The following is a 21,182-nucleotide window of genomic DNA, read 5'->3' as shown; positions in this document are numbered from 1 at the left end:
GTGGTTTTTAACAGGGAGGGGCTCGCGTGTACTCCATTTCCTCGGCGCTTTCACACTTACACCGCTGCCTGACCGGCGCCATTCCCCGGTCGTCAGGATTGTGCTTTTTTGATGCACCTTTCCCGTTAAACGACGCTTTTGATCCCCTGACGTGGCTTGCCAGCCAGCACGTGTGGCCGCAATTTTACTGGCAGCAACGTAGCGGCGATGACGAAGCCGCCGCGCTTGGCGCATTGCGCCGTTTCTCTTCTTTATCCCTGGCGCAAGATTTTATGCAGCAATGCGCTGAAGATGTCCGCATCTGGGGGCTTAACGCCTTTGATCCCACGCAGGGCGAACTGTTTTTACCGCGCCTGGAGTGGCGTCGGGAAGGCGGGCACGCCTTTCTGCGCGTGTACATTTTCAGCGAGACTTCCCTCTGTGATGACGCACAGCGCGCAATCGCATTTCTTTCGGCGCTGGTGGAATCGACACCGCTGCAAAACGTGCAGCAAACGTGCCTTGAGCAGCATCACATCCCCGAGCGCGATGGCTGGCGAACGCTGATTGCGCAGGCGTTGCAAACGCTGGAAAGCGGCGAACTGGATAAAGTCGTGCTCGCCCGCGCAACGGATTACCATTTTGCCAGCGCGGTGGATGCCGCCGCATTGATGGCCGCCAGCCGTCGCCTCAATCATCACTGCTTTCATTTCATGATGGCGTTCGACGCGCAAACGGCGTTTTTAGGCTCCTCGCCCGAGCGGCTCTGGCGGCGTCGCGGCACGGCTTTGCGCACCGAAGCGCTGGCCGGAACGGTGGCCAATCATGAAGATGACCAGCAGGCGCAACAGCTTGCCGACTGGCTAATGGCCGATGATAAAAACCAGCGTGAAAATATGCTGGTGGTGGAGGATATCTGCCAGCGTTTACAACAGCAGACCGGTGCGCTGGAGGTGCTGCCGCCGAAGGTGGTCCGGCTGCGTAAAGTACAGCATCTTCGCCGCTGTATCTGGACCGATCTGCAAACGCCGGATGACGCGCTCTGCCTGCAAATGCTCCAGCCGACAGCGGCAGTTGCGGGATTACCCCGCCGTGAAGCGCGGGCATTTATTGCGCGTCATGAGCCTTTTCAGCGCGCGTGGTATGCCGGTTCGGCGGGCTATCTTTCGCGGCAACAGAGTGAGTTCTGCGTTGCCCTGCGTTCGGCAAAAATTGACGGCAATACCGTGCGTCTTTACGCCGGTGCGGGCATTGTTTCCGGTTCAGACCCGGAGCAAGAGTGGCAGGAAATTGAGAACAAAGCGGCGGGATTACGATCATTATTACAACTTAGTCACGCATAACCGACTCATATCAAAAATACATAGTTCCTGATTATTTATACTAAGCCGTAATATTGATACCGGACAAATTCATGTCGATAAGCTCATTTAACCGACGCTGGGCGGCGGTGATCCTCGAAGCTCTTACCCGTCACGGCGTCAGGCATGTATGCATTGCCCCGGGATCCCGTTCCACCCCATTAACGCTCGCCGCAGCGGAAAATCACGCCTTTATTCACCACACCCATTTTGATGAGCGTGGCTTAGGCCATCTTGCGCTGGGGCTGGCAAAGGCCAGCAATGAGCCGGTGGCGGTGATCGTGACATCCGGCACGGCGGTGGCGAACCTTTATCCCGCGCTGATTGAAGCAGGGCTGACCGGTGAAAAACTGGTGCTGCTGACGGCAGATCGACCACCGGAGTTGATTGATTGCGGTGCCAACCAGGCAATTCGCCAGCCGGGCATGTTTGCCACGCATCCCGCTGAATCTCTCGCGCTGCCGCGACCCTCACAGGACATTCCTGCGCGCTGGCTGGTTTCCACCCTTGATAACCTGCTGGGTTCGTTACAGGGCGGCGCGGTACACATTAACTGTCCGTTTGCCGAGCCGCTGTACGGTGAAATGGATGATACCGGCCTTGCCTGGCAGCAGGCGCTGGGTGACTGGTGGCAGTCAGACACGCCATGGCTGCGCGCACCGAACAGGGTGAACAGCGAAACGCAGCGCGACTGGTTTTTCTGGCGACAAAAACGCGGCGTGATCGTAGCTGGTCGCATGAGCGCGGCTGAAGGCCGTTTGCTTGCTGAATGGGCGAAAACGCTCGGCTGGCCGCTGATTGGCGATGCGCTTTCGCAGACCGGGCAACCGCTGCCGTGTGCCGATCTCTGGCTCGGCAATGGCCAGGCAGTGGCGGAGCTGAATCAGGCGCAGATTGTGTTGCAGTTTGGCAGCAGTCTGACCGGCAAACGTCTGTTGCAGTGGCAGGCGACCTGCGAACCGGAAGAGTACTGGCTGATTGATCGCCTGCAAGGGCGGCTCGATCCGGCCCACCATCGCGGGCGTCGGCTGGTTTCCAGCGTTGCTGACTGGCTGGAGCAGCATCCGGCTGAACCGCGCGCCCCTTGGTGCGAGGCGATCCCACGCCTTTCGGCGCAGGCCTGGGAAACCGTTTGTGCGAAGCGTGATATTTTTGGCGAGGCACAGCTGGCGCACCGCATCGCGGATTATTTGCCAGCCCAGGGCCAGCTTTTTCTTGGCAACAGCCTGGTCGTGCGGCTGGTCGATGCGCTGGGGCAACTCCCGGCGGGATATCCGGTTTACAGCAATCGCGGCGCCAGTGGTATTGACGGCTTGCTTTCAACGGCGGCGGGCGTTCAGCGCGCTACCGCGCGGCCTACGCTGGCGATTGTGGGCGATCTCTCCGCGCTTTACGACCTCAATGCGCTGGCGCTGCTGCGGCAGGCTTCTGCGCCATTCGTCCTGCTGGTGGTGAATAACAATGGCGGGCAAATTTTTTCGTTACTGCCCACGCCGCCCGCCGAGCGCGAGCAGTTTTATTTGATGCCGCAGAATGTCCATTTTGCGCATGCAGCGGCGATGTTTAGCCTTGCTTACCATCAACCGGAGAATTGGGCTGAGCTTGAGCAGGCGCTGGAAGGCGCCTGGTGCAAGCCAGGTGCGACGGTGATTGAACTGGTGGTGAATGCAACTGACGGCGCGCAGACGTTACAAACGCTGCTGGCGCAGGTAAGCCATCTGTGATCCTGCACGGCCAGGCCATTAGTGGACACCAGCCGCAACCGTGGCTGGTGTTTCTGCATGGTTTTTCCGGCGATAACCGCGAATGGCAGCACGTTGGCAACGCGCTGAGTGATTTCCCGCGCTTGTACCTCGATCTGCCCGGACATGGTGGTTCAGCCCATACTGGCGTTGCTTCCTTTGATGCGCTGGACGCGCTGCTGCGCACCACCCTTGAGCACTACAACATACGCAACTACTGGCTGGTGGGGTATTCGCTTGGTGGGCGTGTGGCGATGTACCACGCCTGCCAGCACCCTGTCGGGCTGTGTGGCCTGGTGGTTGAAGGTGGTCATCCGGGGATGACATCCGCGGATGATCGCGCACAGCGGCTGCGTAATGATCAGCAATGGGCTGCGCGTTTTCGCCAGCAGCCATTGAGTGAGGTATTTGACGCCTGGTACCGGCAGCCTGTTTTTGCCACGCTGAGTGAATCGCAACGGGCGGCGCTGGTGGCGACACGCTGCGAGAATAACGGTGCGAGGCTGGCGGCGATGCTGGAGGCAACCTCGCTTGCCTGCCAGCCCGATTTACGCGCCGTACTTCAGACACTTTCTGTGCCAGTACATTATTTATACGGTGAACATGACAGCAAATTTAAGGCGCTGGCGACGCAAGTCTCGCGCCACTGTCACGCCATTCCTGCCGCCGGGCACAACGCGCACCGGGAAAATCCCGCTGCCGTTATTGCCGCCCTGGCGCGTATTCTGCGTCTTGAGACAAAGGACACACTATGATCCACCCAGATGAAAACATGCTTTATGCGCCGGTTGAATGGCGTGACTGTTCTGAAGGTTACACCGACATCCGTTATCAGAAATCGGCCGATGGTATTGCCAAAATCACCATTAACCGCCCGCAGGTGCGCAATGCGTTCCGTCCGCTGACGGTCAAAGAGATGATTCAGGCCATGGCTGACGCACGCTATGACGACAGCGTGGGCGTGATTATTCTCACCGGCGAAGGGGAAAAAGCCTTCTGTTCCGGCGGCGATCAAAAAGTGCGCGGCGATTACGGCGGCTACCAGGATGACTCCGGTGTGCATCATCTCAACGTGCTGGATTTCCAGCGCCAGATCCGCACCTGTCCGAAACCGGTGGTGGCGATGGTGGCGGGTTATTCCATCGGCGGCGGACACGTGCTGCACATGATGTGCGATCTGACTATCGCAGCGGAAAACGCCATTTTCGGCCAGACCGGCCCGAAAGTCGGCTCCTTCGACGGCGGCTGGGGGGCGTCTTACATGGCGCGCATCGTGGGGCAGAAAAAAGCGCGCGAAATCTGGTTCCTCTGCCGCCAGTACGATGCCAGACAGGCACTCGATATGGGGCTGGTCAATACCGTTGTGCCGGTTGCCGATCTTGAAAAAGAGACCGTGCGCTGGTGCCGCGAAATGCTGCAAAACAGCCCGATGGCGCTGCGCTGCCTGAAAGCCGCGCTGAACGCCGACTGCGATGGTCAGGCGGGGCTGCAGGAACTGGCGGGTAACGCCACCATGCTGTTCTACATGACCGAAGAAGGGCAGGAAGGCCGCAATGCGTTTAACGAAAAACGCCAGCCTGATTTCAGCAAATTCAAACGGAATCCATAATGCGACAGGCGCAGGTTTATCGCTGGCAAATCCCGCTTGATGCGGGTGTGGTGCTGCGTGAGCGGCGCCTGAAAACACGTGACGGATTGTTCGTTCATCTCACCGAAGGCGAGCGCGAAGGCTGGGGGGAGATTTCCCCTCTGCCGGGGTTTAGCCTGGAAACGCTGGATGACGTTCAACCGGTTGTGATGGCGTGGGCGCGTAGTTGGTGCGATGGCGAACAGCCACCGTTGCCGGACGTGCCTTCTGCGGCATTTGGTTTGAGTTGCGCGCTGGCAGAGCTTGGTGATGCGCTGCCGCAGGCGGCGGATTACCGCGCCGCGATGCTGTGTAGCGGTGATCCGGACGAGCTGTTCGCCGCGCTTGCTGCTTTGCCGGGTGAAAAGCTGGCGAAAGTGAAAGTGGGGCTGTATGAAGCGGTGCGTGACGGCATGGTGGTCAACTTGCTGCTGGAATCCATTCCCGATCTCCGGTTGCGGCTGGATGCTAACCGTGCCTGGACGCCGCTGAAAGCGCAACAGTTTGCGAAGTATGTCAACCCGGCTTACCGCTCGCGCATTGCCTTTCTCGAAGAGCCCTGCAAGACACGCGAGGAGTCACTGGCGTTTGCCCGCGAGACCGGCATTACTCTCGCCTGGGATGAGAGCCTGCGTGACGCAGACTTTCGTTTTGAGCAGCAGCCAGGCGTCGGCGCCGTGGTGATTAAACCGATGTTGACCGGCAGCTTGCAGAAAGTCCAACAGCAGGTTGCAGCGGCGAAAGCGCTGGGGCTGACGACCGTTATCAGTTCGTCAATCGAATCGAGCCTTGGTCTGACGCAACTGGCGCGTATCGCCGCCTGGCTGACGCCGGGAACGGTGCCGGGTCTGGATACGCTGCAATTAATGCAAACGCAGTTGATCCGCCGCTGGCCTGAGAGTGATTTACCCTGCTTGCAGGTTGATGCGCTGGAACCATTGCTATGATTTTTCCCGACTGGCCCTGGCGTCACTGGCGCACGCTACAAGGCGAGCAGGCGGCGATCCGCCTTGAGCAGCAAAGCCTTAACTGGCATGAGCTCTGTGTGCGTATTGACAGGCTGGCCAGCGGGTTTGCCCGCCAGGGCGTGCAGTCGGGCGACGGCGTTATGCTGCGCGCGCGCAATCAGCCGGAAACGCTGCTGGCGTGGCTGGCGCTGTTGCAATGCGGCGCGCGGGTTTTGCCGCTGAACCCGCAGTTACCCGCCACGCAACTGGAGGCGCTGTTAGGGCAGTTGACGCTGCGTTTCGCGCTCGATCTGGAGTCGCATGCGGCGTATGCCGGTTTAACATCGCTGGCGTTAAGCGAGGCTGACGGCAATTATGCCGTTGACTGGCAGCCTCAACGGCTGGCCTCAATGACTCTGACTTCCGGCTCTACCGGCTTGCCGAAAGCCGCCGTGCATACCTGCGCAGCGCATCTTGCCAGTGCGCAGGGCGTGCTGGCGCTGATCCCGTTTACCGCGCAAGACGACTGGTTTCTCTCGCTGCCGCTGTTTCATGTTTCCGGGCAGGGGATTTTGTGGCGCTGGCTGCTGGCCGGGGCGCGGATCACCGTGCGGCAAAAAGCACCGCTGGAGCAGGCGCTGGCCGGGTGCAGCCACGCCTCGCTGGTTCCAACGCAGCTGTGGCGCTTGTTAAATGACAACGTTCCGGTCTCGCTGAAAGCGGTGTTACTGGGCGGTGCCGCGATCCCTGTTGAACTCACGCAGCAGGCACGCGAGCGCGGTGTCCGCAGCTGGTGCGGCTACGGCTTAACCGAATTCGCTTCGACGGTGTGTGCGAAAGAGGCCGATGGCAAGCCTGATGTCGGCTACGCGCTGCCAGGGCGTGAAGTGAAAATTGTCGGCGAGGAAGTCTGGTTGCGTGCGGCCAGCATGGCGTCGGGTTACTGGTGCAACGGAGAACTCCTCCCGCTGGTAAACAGTGAAGGCTGGTTTGCCACGCGCGATCGCGGCGAGCTGAGCGATGGTCGCCTGACCATTCACGGGCGTTTGGACAATCTTTTTTTCAGCGGCGGGGAAGGCATTCAGCCAGAAGAAGTTGAACGCGTTATTGCCCGCCACCCGCAGGTGCAGCAGGTGCTGGTGGTGCCTGTCGATGACGCCGAATTTGGTCAACGCCCGGTGGCGGTGGTGGAGTGCGCAGGCGATGTTGATGCCGATGCGCTGAGCCAGTGGGTCGCCGATAAACTGGCCCGTTTCCAGCAGCCGGTACGCTGGCTAATGATGCCCGCAGCGCTTAAAAATGGCGGCATTAAAATCTCCCGTAGTGCAGTGGCACAATGGGTCGCCAGCCACTCTTAGAGTAAGCCTTTCATCTTTAACGTAGTGCGGGTCGCGTCGTTCAGATCGTAGCGGTGCAGATCCGCAGGTTTTACCCATGCGTAATCCTGGAATTCGTCATTAAGACTGACGTCGCGATTGGTGCTGATGCAGTCAAAAATTAAGTAAATCATGTAGATCTGCTCTTTTATGCCGTCAGCATAGGTTTTCACCCGAATATCGTCGCGAAATGTCCACGGGGTGATTTCTCTCAGCTCCAGCTTGTCGCCCAGTTCTTCACGGATCTCCCGGCGCAGCGCCTCTTCAATCCGCTCGCCAGGTTCCATACCGCCGCCGGATAATGCCCATTGACCGGGGAAAACACCGCGATTGTCGGCCATCTTACACAGCAAATAGGCGCCGTCGTTTTGAATCAATGGGCACACAATCGTCCGTTGTCGCATGGTTAACTCCTTTAGCATGGTGAACATAACGCGCCATGTTAACGCAAGCGCTGGTGTAGAAAAATTGACCCCGTCTATAGTTACTGGCCTTTTTATTCATTCTGCTGACAGAAAAATAGGCGTACAATCAGAGGCTTTTGGGCATCAGGCCCGTTATGTGCGGAAATCAAAAATGAAGAAGGTTGCTTTATTAGGTTTAGCCAGCGTGTTGCTGGTCTCTGTTGGGGCGCAGGCCGTGAGTCTGAACGGCCAGATTGGGAAAGATTACACCAACTTTGGTTTCGGTTTGGGAACTGAAACCAGCGGGATCGCCGTGAGCGGTAACTGGGCACACAGTGAAGATGACGGCGATATCGCCGGTTTGGGGCTCGGTTACAACATCCCGCTTGGTCCGTTCCTTGCGACCGTCGGCGGTAAAGGCATTTATCTGAATCCGGATGTGGGCAGCGAAGGTTATGCCGTTGCTGTCGGTGGCGGGTTGCAGTGGAAAATTGCCAGCAGCTTCAGTATTTTCGGTGAATACTACTACTCGCCGGATTCACTCTCCAGCGGCGTGAAAGAGTATCAGGAAGCGAACGCCGGGGCGCGTTATACCATTATGCGCCCGCTGACGGTTGAGGCTGGTTACCGCTACATCGACATGACCGGTAAAGAAGGGCGTCGCGATAACGCGGTTGCCGATGGCCCGTATGTTGGCGTTAGCGCCAGTTTCTAATCCCCTGGCGCGGCCTCTGTCCGCGCCCGTTTGTCTCCGTTTTTCCTCTGCGCATGCGCTATAGTGTTTCAACCTCGATTGCAGGAGCTAACGATGTTAAATGTGGAGATGTTATCGACCGGCGATGAAGTGCTGCATGGCCAGATTGTGGATACCAATGCGGCCTGGCTGGCTGACTTTTTCTTTAACCAGGGGTTGCCTCTCACGCGCCGTAACACCGTGGGCGATAACCTTGATGATTTGGTCGCTATCCTGCGTGAACGTAGTGAGCACGCGGATGTGCTGATTGTGAATGGCGGCCTGGGGCCGACCAGTGACGATCTCAGCGCGCTGGCGGCGGCGACCGCCAAAGGCGAAGCACTGGTGTTACACGAAGCGTGGCTGGCACAAATGGAACGCTTCTTTACCGAACGTGGCCGCGTAATGGCCCCGAGTAACCGCAAACAGGCCGAGATCCCGGCCAGCGCCGAACTGGTGGATAACCCGGTCGGTACCGCCTGTGGTTTTGCTCTGCAGCTCAACCGTTGCCTGATGTTCTTCACGCCGGGCGTACCATCGGAATTTAAAGTGATGGTGGAACAAGAAATTCTGCCGCGCCTGCGCGCACGCTTTACCTTGCCGGAGCCGCCGGTTTGCCTGCGTTTAACCACTTTCGGTCGCTCAGAGAGCGATCTGGCGCAGAGCCTGCAACACCTTCAACTGCCGCCAGGCGTAGTGATGGGCTACCGCTCTTCGATGCCGATTATCGAATTAAAACTGACCGGCCCGGCAGAGCATCGCGCCGCGATGGAAGCGCTGTGGCCGGAAGTGAAACGTGTCGCCGGGGAAAGTTTGATTTTTGAAGGCACCGAGGGTTTACCGGCAGCACTTGCCGCAACCCTGCGGGAACGTCAGCTCAGCCTGACACTGAGCGAACAGTTCACCGGCGGTCTGGTGGCCTTACAGCTTTCCCGCGCTGGTGCGCCGCTGCTGGCCAGCGAAGTGTTACCGTCGCAGGCGGAAGCGCTGGCGCAGAGTGCCCGCTGGACCACCGAGCTGCGCAATCGCCATCTCGCCGGGCTGGCGCTGACGGTGACCGGTCTTGAAGAGGATCATCTCAACTTCGCGCTGGCGACGCCGGAAGGCACCCGCGCGCTGCGGGTGAAATTCAACACCAACCGCCACGGGCTGGTGGTGCGCCAGGAAGTATGCGCCATGATGGCGCTGAACATCCTGCGCCGCTGGCTGGCGGGCAAAGACATTGCCAGCGATCACGGCTGGATCAACGTGGTGGAAACGCTGTCGGTAGAGTGATCGCTGAGGGTAACGGCATGCCGTTACCCCAATGCGTTTGCCAGTAGCGTAATGGGATGTTCACAGCGTTTGCTGGTGGACATCTCAATTTGCCATTTGCAGGTTTCACAATCCGTCACCACCAGATCCGCGCCGCTGGCTTCAATCTGCTCGAACAACGGCGCGCCAATCGCCTGCGATGTCGGGTAGTTTTCGCTTTTAAAGCCGTAGGTGCCGGCAATCCCGCAGCAGCGCGAATCCAGCACCGTCAATTCAAGCCCGGGGATGCGCCGCAGCAGCTCCAGCGTGTAGTGCGTCCAGCCCATTTTTTCCATATGACACGGTGTGTGGTAGACCACTTTCAGCGGCGTTTCTTTCAACGGCAACGCGCGACCTTCGTCGAGCATGCGCCAGATCCAGCGCGTGGCTAAATCGATATGCGAGCGCAAATGGCTGTTATCCACATCCAGCAGGTGAGGATATTCATCGCGCAGGGTGAAAGCACAGGTGGACGAGGTGGCGATAACCGGCAGTCCCTCGGTCCCGATAGCCTGCTCCAGCGAGCGCACATTAAACTGCGCCTGTTTTTTCGCTTTATCGAAAAACCCATTCGCAATCAGTGGTACGCCACAGCACTTTTCCCGCTGCAATAACTGTACGCCGATGCCCATATGGTTCAGCACACGGATCAGATCTTTACCCAACTGGGGATGGTTGTAATTCACGTAGCAACCGTGGAAAAACGCCACCTGCTGCGCAAATGCCTGTTGCTGCGCGGCAATGCTGCGATACCAGCGGCGAAATATACCGCTGGAATATTTTGGCAGCGTGCGGTGGTGATCGATTTTTAATGCGGTATCCAGCAACTGGCGCACGGGTTTTAGTGATGTTGCCGCATTCACCAGCGGTGCCATCGGTGTTGATAGCGTCCCCATCAGGTCGGTGTGGCTGAGAATGGCATTACGTATGGAGAGCTTTTTCGGCGCGTACTGGGCACGGGCGCGCTGAATAATATCGCCAATTTTTACCCCGGACGGGCAGACAGTTTCGCAGCGTTTGCAGTTGGTGCAGTACTTCAGCGCATCATCATACAGCGCGGCGTCTTTTAACCGCAGACGCTCGCCATCAGGGCCTGCCTGCTTCGGGCCAGGGTAAGCGGGGTTGACGCGGCTGACCGGGCAGGCGGTGGTGCAAACGGTGCATTTAATGCAGCTTTCAAATTGCGTATTGTTCATTGTTCGCCTCCCTGTGCGCTAATTTGCTGTGCGGCATGCAGCGCGGTAACGACGCAAACGCCGCCGCCGCACCCCTGGGCGATGGCATCAAAACCGCCCAGCACGGAACCAACCACATAGAGATTGTTCACGGCGTCGCCCTCGCGCAGGCCGTGTAGTTGCGCGTCGGTCTGCACGCCAAACTGCTGCCACGGTTGGCTGTCAAACACATCATCGCGATACCACTCCTGACGCTGCGCGCTTTGCAGCACGTCGAGATCAAACACCGTTTCCCGCACGCGATCGCGCCCGGCAACCAGCCCGTTACTGAAAAAACTGCCGCTGGCGAGCACCACATTGCGCGCACGCAGCGGGATATCTTCATGTTTACGCGTCCACACTTGCGTTACGCGCTGATCGGCGATATCGGCACGCAGCACCTCGTCACCGGGCATCCAGTTACCGCCGCTGCGTATAAACGCCTGTTGCAGGCGTTGTTGCATGCGCATACCCGGTACAGATGGCGGCAGCGTAGGCAGCAGGCGCAGCGGGCAGGCCAGTTGCTGGTTAAGGCGCGTAAAGACGCTGTTGTCCGTCAGACCAAAGCAGGCGGGCAGATAGAGCATCGCGTAGTGCTGGCTTAGCGGCAGCAGCGCTTCGTACAGGGCGTTGTAGTGCTCGGGTGCGTCCAGCAGGCGGGCGATATTCACCGCGCGAAATTCGCTGGGGTTATCACGCAGCCGATCCAGTAGCGGCAGATCTATCTCTTCTGCCTGCGCGTCAATACCGCGTTTACGCATGGCACCAGCGGCAAGCTGCGGCTGGAAATCAAGAAAACCACTGATACCAACGACGCCAGTGTGCTGGTGGGTTTCTGTTTTTACCGGCACTTCCTGCGGGCTAAGCCAGGCGGTGCGGAATGTGCCAAGCGGTGTTACGCGCTGGTGCGGCGTATCAACATCGCCCTGTAATGCCAGGCCGCAATCTGCCAGCAGCGTTTGCGCCTGGTGTGCATAGTGGCGAACCTGGTCTGCGCCGAGCCGGGCATAAGGATGACTGGCATGGTGCTGTTGGAGGTGCGCGATGGCGCTATCAAGCGTATCGATGGGCTGGCCGTCGGGTAAGTGTGAAAGCAAATCCAGCGAGCCGGAAGAGAAGCTCAGAGCACTCTGTCCGCGGCTGACAATGGCGCAGCGCTGGCCGCTCTGCGCAAGACGGATCCCGCAGACTAAACCGGCCAGCCCGCCCCCGATAATGACCGTATCAAATCTCATCTTCCGCCTCCTTTTCCAGACCGCACAACCCCTGATAAACCCAGCGCGTGAATTCGCTTTCACGCAGCGCATCGCCCCAGGCAACGGGTTTAACGCCTTTCCAGCGTTCATTAAGAAAACCGGCCAGTTGATGCAGAGATTCACTTTCGGTCGTGACATGCATGCGGTTAAGCAACCCGGCGGCGCGACAGGCGCATAGCTCGCCCTGGCAGGTGCCCATCCCGACGCGTGTGCGGCGGCGCAAATCCAGCAGCGAGTGGACATTGAGGTTTTCGACGGCGTACTGCACTTCCCCGGCGGTGACGGCTTCACATTCGCAAACCAGGCTGCGGTTATGTCTGTCACTACCAAGCCAGGCTGGCGTGCGATCGCCATGGCGATAGACCGCCGAACCGCGTAGCGGCGTCGGCAGAGAAATGATTTTTTTGAGCGCCTGTTCTGTCGGCTCACGTGAGCCAGGCAGCGGCGCGGTGGCGGTGGTGCAAGGGGCATGATGATTGAGCTTGCGACACACGGCATCCGTTGCCCATTCGGCCATCAGCCGGTAAGTCATCAGTTTGCCGCCGGTAATAGTGATAAACCCTTCCAGTCCGTCGCGCTGCGCGTGGTCCAGCAACACAATTCCCCGGCTGACATTGCGCCCGCTCGGATCATCATCGCTGGCGACCAGCGGTCGCACACCGGCATAAGCACGCAGAATGCGCGTTTTCGCCATCACCGGTGCCAGTTTTTCCCCTTCACGCAGCAGAATATCCACTTCGTCAGGCGTGACGCGCAGGTTATCGATATCGGCGTAATCAATATGCGTAGAGGTGGTGCCAATCAGTGAAATCGTGTCGCCAGGCACCAGAATATCGGCGTCGGCGGGTTTGCGGCAGCGGTTGATGACGTGCTGGTTAATGCGGTGATCGAGGATCAGCAGCGCGCCTTTCGCCGGAAACATGCGGATGTTCAGATCGGCATATTCAGCGATACGCTGGCCCCAAATCCCGGCGGCGTTGACCACCACAGGCGCATGTAACTCCTGTGTTTCGCCGCTGGCGGGATGATAAAGCCGCACACCGCTCACCCTGTCGCCATGGCGGATCAGGCCACACACTTCATGTCCGGTGAGGATTTTGGCGCCGTGCTCGCGCGCGTCCAGCATATTGCTGGCGGTGAGGCGGAAAGGATCAACCGTGCCGTCCGGTACGCGCACCGCGCCGATCAGCGCCGGGTTGACGCTTGGCTCCATGCGCAGCGCTTCCTGCGGTGAGATGGCCTGCGCCGGGATCCCCGCTTGCAGACAGGCGTCAATAAACTGGCTTTGATAGACCAGATCATCTTCTGGCAGGGTGATAAACAGGCCGTCTGTCGGTTCGATACAGTGGCGGGCGATGCGTTTGAGGATCTGATTTTCGGCAATACATTCACGTGCTGATTCGTTATCGGTCACCGCGTAACGCGCACCGCTGTGCAGTAAGCCATGGTTACGGCCGGTCGCGCCGGTGGCGATATCGTGGCGTTCAAGCAGCACCACGCGCAAGCCGCGCAGGGCGCAGTCGCGGGCGATGCCTGCGCCGGTCGCGCCGCCGCCGATAATAATCACATCGTAGTCACTGGAGTTGCGCATGTTCGCGTCCTTCTGGTCGACGTTCCTTAGCAACCATTTAGCCATACTATGATTGTGGTTTGTTTGATATCGCGCATATTCGAGCAAAAAACGAAAGTGAAACGCGCTTTCTTGCGTGAAGTTAGATGTTTGTCATATTTCTGTAACAATATCTGCGACAACTCATTCTCTCTGGTTAAAACTTTCACTACAATCCGCCGCGAATAACTCTGGTTATGTTCGTTTTCACTCATTAATGAAAGATATGAGTCTTACCGCGCCACGGAGGCCGCTATGTTGAGTATTTTTAGACCTGCCCCCCATCAATCGCGTCTGCCCGATGCGCAAATCGACCCGCTGTACCGGCGGTTGCGCTGGCAGATTTTCCTCGGGATCTTCTTCGGTTATGCCGCCTACTATCTGGTGCGTAAGAACTTTGCGCTGGCGATGCCGTATTTAGTCGAACAGGGCTTTTCCCGTGGCGATCTGGGGTTTGCGCTGTCCGGGATCTCCATTGCCTACGGTTTTTCGAAATTCATTATGGGTTCGGTGTCGGATCGCTCGAATCCGCGCGTTTTCCTGCCCGCCGGGTTAATTCTGGCGGCGGCGGTGATGCTGGTTATGGGCTTCGTGCCGTGGGCCACATCCAGCATCATGGTCATGTTTGTGCTGCTGTTCCTGTGCGGCTGGTTCCAGGGGATGGGCTGGCCGCCGTGTGGGCGCACTATGGTGCACTGGTGGTCGCAAAAAGAGCGCGGCGGCATTGTGTCGGTGTGGAACTGTGCGCATAACGTCGGTGGTGGCATTCCTCCGCTGCTGTTCCTGCTGGGGATGGCGTGGTTTAACGACTGGCACGCGGCGTTATATATGCCCGCGTTTGGCGCGATTCTGGTGGCCATTCTTGCTTTCGCACTGATGCGCGATACGCCACAATCCTGCGGCTTACCGCCGATTGAAGAGTACAAAAATGACTACCCGGATGATTACAGCGACAAGCACGAAGAAGAGTTGTCCGCCAAACAGATTTTCATGCAGTACATCCTGCCGAACAAACTGTTGTGGTATATCGCGGTCGCGAACGTTTTTGTTTACCTGCTGCGCTACGGCATTCTCGACTGGTCGCCGACTTACCTGAAAGAGGTGAAACACTTCGCGCTGGATAAATCCTCGTGGGCCTATTTCTTCTATGAATATGCGGGTATTCCCGGCACGCTGCTGTGTGGCTGGATGTCGGATAAAGTCTTCCGCGGTAATCGCGGTGCAACGGGCGTGTTCTTTATGACGCTGGTGACCATTGCGACTATCGTTTACTGGTTGAACCCGGCGGGTAACCCGACCGTGGATATGGCTTGTATGATCATCATCGGCTTCCTGATTTATGGCCCGGTGATGTTGATTGGTCTGCATGCGCTGGAGCTGGCGCCGAAAAAAGCGGCGGGTACGGCGGCGGGCTTTACCGGCTTGTTTGGCTATCTTGGCGGTTCTGTCGCCGCCAGCGCCATTGTTGGCTATACCGTTGATTTCTTCGGCTGGGATGGCGGCTTTATGGTGATGATTGGCGGCAGTATTCTGGCGGTTTTACTGCTGGTTATCGTGATGATTGGCGAGAAACGTCACCATGCCGACGTGCTGGCGCGTCGCAGCTAACAGGGAGCACTGATGAAAACCACTTTCACCCGTATGACGTCAAGCCTGCTGCTGGCAGGCGCGTTAACCAGCCAGGCGCTGGCCGCCGATAAAATCGTTATCGCCCATCGTGGCGCCAGCGGTTATCTGCCGGAACATACCTTACCGGCGAAAGCGATGGCCTATGCGCAGGGCGCGGATTTCCTGGAACAGGATCTGGTGATGACCAAAGACGACCAGTTGGTCGTTCTGCATGATCACTATCTCGACCGCGTGACGGATGTCGCGGAGCGCTTCCCACAGCGCGCGCGTAAAGACGGGCGTTACTACGCCATCGACTTTACGCTCGACGAGATCCGCTCGCTGAAGTTTACCGAAGGGTTCGAGCTGGAAAAGGGCAAAAAAGTGCAGGTCTATGCGGGGCGTTTCCCGATGGGCAAATCCGATTTCCGCATTCACACGTTTGAAGAGGAGATCGAGTTTGTGCAGGGGTTAAACCACTCCACTGGCAAAAACATCGGTATTTATCCGGAGATCAAAGCGCCCTGGTTCCACCATCAGGAGGGGAAAGACATTGCCGCAAAAACGCTGGAAGTGCTGAAAAAGTACGGTTACACCAGCAAGCAGGACAACGTGTACCTGCAATGTTTTGACGTCAATGAGCTCAAGCGCATTAAGAATGAGCTGGAACCGAAGATGGGGATGGATCTTAAACTGGTACAGCTGATTGCGTATACCAAATGGAATGAAACGCAGGAGCAGCAGCCGGATGGCAAATGGGTGAATTACAGTTACGACTGGATGTTCAAACCCGGCGCGATGAAGCAGATCGCCCGGTATGCCGACGGTATCGGTCCGGACTACCACATGCTGGTGGCGGACGGTTCAAAACCGGGTAACGTCAAGCTTACGGCAATGGTGAAAGAGGCGCATGCCAGCCATTTGCAGGTCCATCCGTTTACCGTACGCGCGGATCAGCTTCCGCCGTACGCCAGCGATGTGAATCAGCTCTATAAGGTGTTGTATCAGCAGGCGGGTGTCGATGGTTTGTTCACCGATTTCCCGGATAAAGCGGTGCAGTTTTTAAAGCACAAGTAAAACAAAAGGGCCTGTGAAGGCCCTTTTTTACATCTCGATTTCGATATCGCCTTTCGCCCGGCAGCAGCAGGGCAAAATTTCCCCTTCGTTGATAAAGGCCAGCGGCTCGGCAATCCAGTCCACCTGGCCTGCCACCAGGCGACAGCGGCAGGAGCCGCAGTAGCCTTCGCGGCACTGGTACTCAACTTCCACCTGGTGCGATTCGAGCGCCACCAGCAGGGAAGGGTGCTCATCCTGGCACTGGACGTGCGTGCCGGAAAGGCTAAGCGTAACGCGGCTCATCAGAGCTGGAAGCTGCTCAGATCGTCGGTGTCGACTTCAGAGTCGATCTGGCCGACCAGATAGGAACTCACTTCCACTTCCTGCGGTGCCACCTGGACGTTATCGGAAACCAGCCAGGTGTTGATCCACGGAATCGGGTTCGAACGGGTCTGGAACGGTAAGTCGAGACCGACTGCCTGCATACGGATGTTGGTGATGTACTCAACATACTGGCAGAGAATGTCTTTGTTCAGACCGATCATCGAGCCGCCCTGGAACAGGTATTCCGCCCACTCTTTTTCCTGCAATGCTGCCTGCACGAACAGGTCATAGCACTCCTGTTTGCACTCTTCGGCGATCTCGGCCATTTCCGGGTCATCCGCGCCGGAACGCAGCAGGTTCAGCATATGCTGGGTGCCGGTCAGGTGCAGGGCTTCGTCGCGGGCAATCAGGCGAATGATCTTGGCGTTGCCTTCCATCAGCTCACGCTCGGCGAAAGCGAAGGAGCAGGCGAAGCTGACGTAGAAGCGAATCGCTTCCAGCGCGTTCACACTCATCAGGCACAGGTAGAGTTTTTTCTTCAACTCGCGCAGGCTGACGGTCACGGTTTTGCCGTTGACGTTGTGCGTGCCTTCCCCCAGCAGATGCCAGTAGCTGGTCATTTCGATCAGCTCGTCGTAGAAGTGCGAGATGCCTTCCGCGCGCTTGAGGATCTGCTCGTTGGTGACGATATCGTCAAACACCACCGCCGGATCGTTAACGATGTTGCGGATGATGTGGGTGTAAGAGCGTGAATGGATCGTTTCTGAAAACGCCCAGGTTTCTACCCAGGTTTCCAGTTCCGGGATAGAGATCAGCGGCAGCAGCGCAACGTTCGGGCTACGACCCTGAATGGAATCCAGCAGCGTCTGGTATTTCAGGTTGCTGATAAAAATGTGCTTTTCGTGTTCCGGTAGCGCCTGGAAATCAATACGGTCGCGGGAAACGTCAACTTCTTCCGGACGCCAGAAGAAGGAGAGTTGTTTCTCAATCAGCTTTTCGAAAATGTCATATTTTTGCTGATCGTAGCGCGCCACGTTAACCGGCTGGCCGAAGAACATCGGCTCCAGCAACTGATCGTTTTTCGTCTGTGAAAAAGTGGTGTATGCCATGAAATGTGAGTCCTGTCTTGCGAAAAAAAAGGGCGGGTTTCCCCGCCCCTTAGTTAGATCTTACATGCGCCGCTTTCGCAGCCATCGTCCTGGATGGAAGGTGCCAGGTCATCCTGCGCATCTTCCGCGCCATCGCGGGTGTTTTGATAGTACAGCGTTTTCACACCAAATTTGTAGGCGGTCAGCAAGTCTTTCAACAATTGTTGCATCGGCACTTTGCCCGACGGGAAGCGTGACGGGTCGTAGTTGGTGTTCGCCGAAATCGACTGATCGATAAATTTCTGCATGATGCCGACCAGTTGCAGGTAGCCGTCGTTATTCGGCATTTCCCACAGCAGCTCGTAGGCATTACTCAGTTTTTCATAATCCGGCACTACCTGACGCAGGATGCCATCTTTCGACGCTTTGATGCTCACATGACCGCGCGGCGGTTCAATGCCGTTGGTGGCGTTGGAGATCTGCGACGACGTTTCAGACGGCATCAGCGCGGAGAGCGTGGAGTTACGCAGGCCGTGCGTTTTGATCGATTCACGCAACGCTTCCCAGTCGTAATGCAGCGGCTCGTTGGTAATACCGTCGAGATCTTTCTTGTAGGTATCGATCGGCAAAATACCCTTCGAGTAGGTGGTTTCGTTGAACCACGGGCACGCGCCTTGCTCTTTCGCCAGCTCGTTAGAGGCTTTCAGCAGCCAGTACTGAATGGCTTCGAAAGTCTGATGCGTCAGGTTGTTCGCGCTGCCGTCCGAGTAACGTTTGCCGTTCTTCGCCAGCCAGTAAGCAAAGTTGATGACGCCAATACCCAGCGTACGGCGGCCCATCGCGCCACGTTTAGCGGCCGGAATCGGGTAATCCTGATAATCCAGCAGGGCATCAAGCGCACGCACCGCAAGCGTGGCCAGCTCTTCCAGCTCGTCGAGGTTTTTAATCGCGCCGAGGTTAAACGCAGAGAGCGTACAGAGCGCGATTTCACCGTTTTCGTCGTTCACATCATCCAGCGGCTTGGTCGGCAGGGCGATTTCCAGGCACAGGTTGGACTGGCGTACCGGGGCAACCACCGGGTCAAACGGGCTGTGGGTGTTGCAGTGATCGACGTTCTGAATGTAGATACGGCCCGTTGACGCGCGTTCCTGCATCATCAGGGAGAACAGCTCCACCGCTTTGATGCGCTGTTTGCGGATGCTGTCGTCTTTTTCATATTTGGTGTACAGGCGTTCGAACTCGTCCTGATCGGCGAAGAACGCATCGTACAGACCCGGCACGTCGGACGGGCTGAACAGGGTGATCTCTTCACCTTTCAGCAGACGGGTGTACATCAGTTTGTTGATCTGTACGCCGTAGTCCATGTGACGTACGCGGTTACCTTCCACGCCACGGTTGTTTTTCAGTACCAGCAGGCTTTCGACTTCCAGATGCCACATCGGGTAGAACAGGGTTGCCGCGCCGCCGCGTACACCGCCCTGCGAGCAGGATTTCACTGCCGTCTGGAAGTGTTTGTAGAACGGGATACAACCGGTGTGGAACGCTTCACCACCGCGGATCGGGCTACCCAGCGCACGAATGCGGCCGGCGTTGATACCGATACCGGCGCGCTGGGAAACGTATTTCACAATCGCGCTGGAAGTGGCGTTGATGGAGTCCAGGCTGTCACCACACTCGATCAGTACGCAGGAACTGAACTGACGGGTCGGCGTACGCACGCCGGACATGATCGGCGTCGGCAGCGAAATTTTGAACGTGGAAACGGCATCGTAGAAGCGCTTCACGTAGTCCAGACGGGTTTCACGCGGATAGTTGGAGAACAGGCACGCGGCAACCAGGATATACAGGAACTGCGCGCTCTCGTAGATCTCGCCGGTCACGCGGTTCTGCACCAGGTATTTACCTTCCAGCTGCTTCACCGCCGCGTAGGAGAAGTTCATATCGCGCCAGTGGTCGATAAAACCGTCCATCTGCTTGAACTCTTCTTCCGTGTAGTCTTCCAGCAGATGATGATCGTATTTGCCAAGCTCAATCATTTTCTTCACGTGGTCAAACAGCGCAGGCGGCTCGAACTGGCCGTAGGCTTTTTTACGCAGGTGGAAAATGGCCAGGCGTGCGGCCAGGTACTGGTAGTCCGGCGCATCGCGGGAAATCAGATCCGCGGCGGCCTTAATGATGGTCTCGTGGATATCGGACGTTTTGATACCGTCGTAGAACTGAATGTGTGAGCGCAGTTCAACCTGAGAGATAGATACGTTACTTAGCCCCTCTGCCGCCCAATCCAGTACTCGATGAATTTTGTCGAGATTGATGCGCTCAGTGCCACCATCACGCTTTGTCACCAGCAGACTCTGATTCATGTGATTACCTGTCCGTGAAATAGAAAATATCCCCCCATTTATCCACAATTCGTTGCTGTGATTAACTCTGTGGATAAATACTACATATAGGGGGTTTGCGATAAGAGAAACGCTATATGGTGAGTATTCTAGTAAGGATTCTTTTCAGTACAAGAGTTGATTTTGAGGTTAAATTGAGGTTGCGAAAGGGTGATAATCGCTAAGTCCTCGTATCGTAAGGCCTGGCGGCGATGTCAATATTTCGCAAAAAAAAATGAATTTTTGATCGAGTGCTGATTTCTTCATCGGGAAAGGCAATTGCGCAACTTGATGCTGCGCAATCTTCTATCACTTTATCTGATGACCTTAGTCATTTTTTGCCGTTGTATGTAACATATAGTTCACATCCACACCCGGCCCTAACGTAAACTGGTTTAACAACGGGTTGTAATGTAACCCGGTAATGTGACGTTCCTGTAACACGGTGCCGTCAATCCAATGTAAGAGCTCTGCTGGCTTAATAAATTTCTTCACGTCGTGCGTCCCTTTCGGCACCATGCGCAGCACATATTCCGCGCCGACTACCGCCATCAACCAGGCTTTGCCGTTGCGGTTAATAGTAGAGAAGAAGACATGACCGCCGGGTTTGACCAGTTGCGCACAAGCTTTCACCACCGATTGCGGATCCGGAACATGCTCCAGCATCTCCATGCAGGTGACGACGTCATACTGCTGTGCATGTTTTGCCGCATGTTCTTCTACAGTTTCCTGCACATAATTGACCTGAATGCCAGATTCCAGCGCATGCAAACGCGCCACCTGGAGCGGTTCAAAGCCCATATCGAGCCCGGTGACATCCGCGCCTTCCTGCGCCATGCTTTCCGCCAGAATCCCGCCGCCGCAGCCGACATCGAGCACTTTCTTACCGAACAGACCGGCAGCGTGTTCGCTGATATAACCCAGACGCAGCGGGTTGATGCGGTGCAGGGGTTTAAACTCACCTTCTTTATCCCACCAGCGCGAGGCGACAGCCTCAAATTTGGCGATTTCAGCATGATCAACGTTTTGAGCGACCGGCGTTTTTTCGGCATTCATGGGCGCAATAACTCCTCTATCAATAAGACCCGTGAGTATATCAGGCCAACGGGATGAATAAACCTTTGCACGGGTGCTATAGGTTTACCTGTATCAAAGCGGTTGTGTTATAATTTGCGACCTTTGAATCC

At 57.0% G+C, this 21,182-nt stretch carries 18 protein-coding genes; 10 read left to right on the top strand and 8 right to left on the bottom strand.

The genetic code is table 11. The annotated features are described in order from the left end of the window. The first annotated feature begins 26 nt into the window (after positions 1–26). From menF to menE, 6 genes are all read left to right on the top strand, one after another. A complete protein-coding gene (menF, locus tag DFO56_RS13670; protein WP_045514213.1) occupies positions 27–1,322 on the top strand; it encodes an isochorismate synthase MenF in 1,296 nt (431 codons plus the stop codon). 71 nt (positions 1,323–1,393) lie between these two features. After that, on the top strand, positions 1,394–3,064 hold the full coding sequence (menD, locus tag DFO56_RS13665; protein ID WP_020454515.1) for a 2-succinyl-5-enolpyruvyl-6-hydroxy-3-cyclohexene-1-carboxylic-acid synthase: 1,671 nt from the start codon (positions 1,394–1,396) through the stop codon (positions 3,062–3,064). Next, positions 3,061–3,837: a 2-succinyl-6-hydroxy-2,4-cyclohexadiene-1-carboxylate synthase gene (gene menH, locus DFO56_RS13660; RefSeq protein WP_045514210.1), complete on the top strand. Its 777-nt coding sequence runs from the start codon at positions 3,061–3,063 to the stop codon at positions 3,835–3,837. The genes menD and menH overlap by 4 nt, the downstream gene beginning before the upstream one ends. Next, a complete protein-coding gene (gene menB / locus DFO56_RS13655; protein ID WP_045514207.1) occupies positions 3,834–4,691 on the top strand; it encodes a 1,4-dihydroxy-2-naphthoyl-CoA synthase in 858 nt (285 codons plus the stop codon). The genes menH and menB overlap by 4 nt, the downstream gene beginning before the upstream one ends. Then, positions 4,691–5,656 carry an o-succinylbenzoate synthase gene (gene menC / locus DFO56_RS13650; protein WP_020454512.1) on the top strand — a complete coding sequence of 322 codons (966 nt, stop codon included), beginning with the start codon at positions 4,691–4,693 and terminating at the stop codon, positions 5,654–5,656. Before menB ends, menC begins: the two co-directional genes overlap by 1 nt. Further along, positions 5,653–7,014 (top strand): o-succinylbenzoate--CoA ligase, encoded by a 1,362-nt coding sequence (gene menE / locus DFO56_RS13645; RefSeq protein ID WP_045514204.1) that lies wholly within the window; start codon positions 5,653–5,655, stop codon positions 7,012–7,014. Before menC ends, menE begins: the two co-directional genes overlap by 4 nt. On the opposite strand, the gene nudI is transcribed toward menE, so the two are convergent. Then, entirely contained in the window at positions 7,011–7,436 is a 426-nt protein-coding gene (nudI, locus tag DFO56_RS13640; protein ID WP_045514202.1) for a nucleoside triphosphatase NudI, read from the bottom strand. The two genes, menE and nudI, sit on opposite strands and share 4 nt — an antisense overlap. 172 nt (positions 7,437–7,608) lie before the next feature. Here nudI and DFO56_RS13635 point away from each other — a divergent pair, with 172 nt between their 5' ends. Continuing rightward, entirely contained in the window at positions 7,609–8,151 is a 543-nt protein-coding gene (locus tag DFO56_RS13635) for a YfaZ family outer membrane protein (RefSeq protein ID WP_045514200.1), read from the top strand. 93 nt (positions 8,152–8,244) lie between these two features. After that, the gene (locus tag DFO56_RS13630) at positions 8,245–9,444 is read left to right on the top strand and encodes a nicotinamide mononucleotide deamidase-related protein YfaY (protein ID WP_020454508.1); all 1,200 of its coding nucleotides are present in this window, start codon (positions 8,245–8,247) and stop codon (positions 9,442–9,444) included. A gap of 23 nt (positions 9,445–9,467) precedes the next feature. Here DFO56_RS13630 and glpC read toward each other — a convergent pair whose 3' ends face one another. Genes glpC through glpA form a run of 3 tightly spaced genes read right to left on the bottom strand, consistent with a single transcriptional unit; the run spans position 9,468 to position 13,523 of the window. Next, positions 9,468–10,658, bottom strand: coding sequence for an anaerobic glycerol-3-phosphate dehydrogenase subunit GlpC (glpC, locus tag DFO56_RS13625; protein ID WP_045514198.1), 1,191 nt, complete (start codon positions 10,656–10,658; stop codon positions 9,468–9,470). Beyond that, positions 10,655–11,911 carry a glycerol-3-phosphate dehydrogenase subunit GlpB gene (gene glpB, locus DFO56_RS13620; RefSeq protein WP_045514196.1) on the bottom strand — a complete coding sequence of 419 codons (1,257 nt, stop codon included), beginning with the start codon at positions 11,909–11,911 and terminating at the stop codon, positions 10,655–10,657. Before glpB ends, glpC begins: the two co-directional genes overlap by 4 nt. Beyond that, entirely contained in the window at positions 11,901–13,523 is a 1,623-nt protein-coding gene (glpA, locus tag DFO56_RS13615) for an anaerobic glycerol-3-phosphate dehydrogenase subunit A (RefSeq protein ID WP_045514194.1), read from the bottom strand. The genes glpB and glpA overlap by 11 nt, the downstream gene beginning before the upstream one ends. A gap of 273 nt (positions 13,524–13,796) precedes the next feature. Between glpA and glpT the strand changes: the two genes are divergently transcribed. Both glpT and glpQ read left to right on the top strand, forming a co-directional pair. Continuing rightward, positions 13,797–15,149: a glycerol-3-phosphate transporter gene (gene glpT / locus DFO56_RS13610; RefSeq protein WP_045514192.1), complete on the top strand. Its 1,353-nt coding sequence runs from the start codon at positions 13,797–13,799 to the stop codon at positions 15,147–15,149. Positions 15,150–15,161: 12 nt separating this feature from the next. After that, a complete protein-coding gene (glpQ, locus tag DFO56_RS13605) occupies positions 15,162–16,226 on the top strand; it encodes a glycerophosphodiester phosphodiesterase (RefSeq protein WP_045514190.1) in 1,065 nt (354 codons plus the stop codon). A 27-nt stretch (positions 16,227–16,253) separates the two neighbouring features. On the opposite strand, the gene yfaE is transcribed toward glpQ, so the two are convergent. From yfaE to ubiG, 4 genes are all read right to left on the bottom strand, one after another. After that, a complete protein-coding gene (gene yfaE, locus DFO56_RS13600; RefSeq protein WP_017458569.1) occupies positions 16,254–16,508 on the bottom strand; it encodes a class I ribonucleotide reductase maintenance protein YfaE in 255 nt (84 codons plus the stop codon). Continuing rightward, positions 16,508–17,638, bottom strand: a complete 1,131-nt coding sequence (nrdB, locus tag DFO56_RS13595) for a class Ia ribonucleoside-diphosphate reductase subunit beta (RefSeq protein ID WP_017458568.1) — start codon at positions 17,636–17,638, stop codon at positions 16,508–16,510. The genes yfaE and nrdB overlap by 1 nt, the downstream gene beginning before the upstream one ends. A gap of 53 nt (positions 17,639–17,691) precedes the next feature. Beyond that, on the bottom strand, positions 17,692–19,977 hold the full coding sequence (gene nrdA, locus DFO56_RS13590) for a class 1a ribonucleoside-diphosphate reductase subunit alpha (protein ID WP_020454502.1): 2,286 nt from the start codon (positions 19,975–19,977) through the stop codon (positions 17,692–17,694). Positions 19,978–20,322: 345 nt separating this feature from the next. Beyond that, positions 20,323–21,051 carry a bifunctional 2-polyprenyl-6-hydroxyphenol methylase/3-demethylubiquinol 3-O-methyltransferase UbiG gene (ubiG, locus tag DFO56_RS13580; RefSeq protein WP_020454501.1) on the bottom strand — a complete coding sequence of 243 codons (729 nt, stop codon included), beginning with the start codon at positions 21,049–21,051 and terminating at the stop codon, positions 20,323–20,325. Between the last annotated feature and the right edge of the window lie 131 nt (positions 21,052–21,182).

Origin of the sequence: Kosakonia sp. AG348, from assembly GCF_003337365.1 — a bacterium.
Lineage (GTDB): Bacteria > Pseudomonadota > Gammaproteobacteria > Enterobacterales > Enterobacteriaceae > Kosakonia.
The sequence above is the reverse complement of the archived record's forward strand: the minus strand, read 5'-3'. Positions and strand labels throughout refer to the sequence as shown.

What these genes read in the sequence shown, in the direction of transcription:
- menD (WP_020454515.1), top strand. Translation starts at nt 1,394, where the DNA reads ATGTCGATAAGCTCATTTAACCGACGCTGGGCGGCGGTGATCCTCGAA.
- menB (WP_045514207.1), top strand. Translation starts at nt 3,834, where the DNA reads ATGATCCACCCAGATGAAAACATGCTTTATGCGCCGGTTGAATGGCGT.
- menC (WP_020454512.1), top strand. Translation starts at nt 4,691, where the DNA reads ATGCGACAGGCGCAGGTTTATCGCTGGCAAATCCCGCTTGATGCGGGT.
- menE (WP_045514204.1), top strand. Translation starts at nt 5,653, where the DNA reads ATGATTTTTCCCGACTGGCCCTGGCGTCACTGGCGCACGCTACAAGGC.
- nudI (WP_045514202.1), bottom strand. Translation starts at nt 7,436, where the DNA reads ATGCGACAACGGACGATTGTGTGCCCATTGATTCAAAACGACGGCGCC.
- DFO56_RS13635 (WP_045514200.1), top strand. Translation starts at nt 7,609, where the DNA reads ATGAAGAAGGTTGCTTTATTAGGTTTAGCCAGCGTGTTGCTGGTCTCT.
- DFO56_RS13630 (WP_020454508.1), top strand. Translation starts at nt 8,245, where the DNA reads ATGTTAAATGTGGAGATGTTATCGACCGGCGATGAAGTGCTGCATGGC.
- glpC (WP_045514198.1), bottom strand. Translation starts at nt 10,658, where the DNA reads ATGAACAATACGCAATTTGAAAGCTGCATTAAATGCACCGTTTGCACC.
- glpB (WP_045514196.1), bottom strand. Translation starts at nt 11,911, where the DNA reads ATGAGATTTGATACGGTCATTATCGGGGGCGGGCTGGCCGGTTTAGTC.
- glpA (WP_045514194.1), bottom strand. Translation starts at nt 13,523, where the DNA reads ATGCGCAACTCCAGTGACTACGATGTGATTATTATCGGCGGCGGCGCG.
- glpT (WP_045514192.1), top strand. Translation starts at nt 13,797, where the DNA reads ATGTTGAGTATTTTTAGACCTGCCCCCCATCAATCGCGTCTGCCCGAT.
- glpQ (WP_045514190.1), top strand. Translation starts at nt 15,162, where the DNA reads ATGAAAACCACTTTCACCCGTATGACGTCAAGCCTGCTGCTGGCAGGC.
- yfaE (WP_017458569.1), bottom strand. Translation starts at nt 16,508, where the DNA reads ATGAGCCGCGTTACGCTTAGCCTTTCCGGCACGCACGTCCAGTGCCAG.
- nrdB (WP_017458568.1), bottom strand. Translation starts at nt 17,638, where the DNA reads ATGGCATACACCACTTTTTCACAGACGAAAAACGATCAGTTGCTGGAG.
- nrdA (WP_020454502.1), bottom strand. Translation starts at nt 19,977, where the DNA reads ATGAATCAGAGTCTGCTGGTGACAAAGCGTGATGGTGGCACTGAGCGC.
- ubiG (WP_020454501.1), bottom strand. Translation starts at nt 21,051, where the DNA reads ATGAATGCCGAAAAAACGCCGGTCGCTCAAAACGTTGATCATGCTGAA.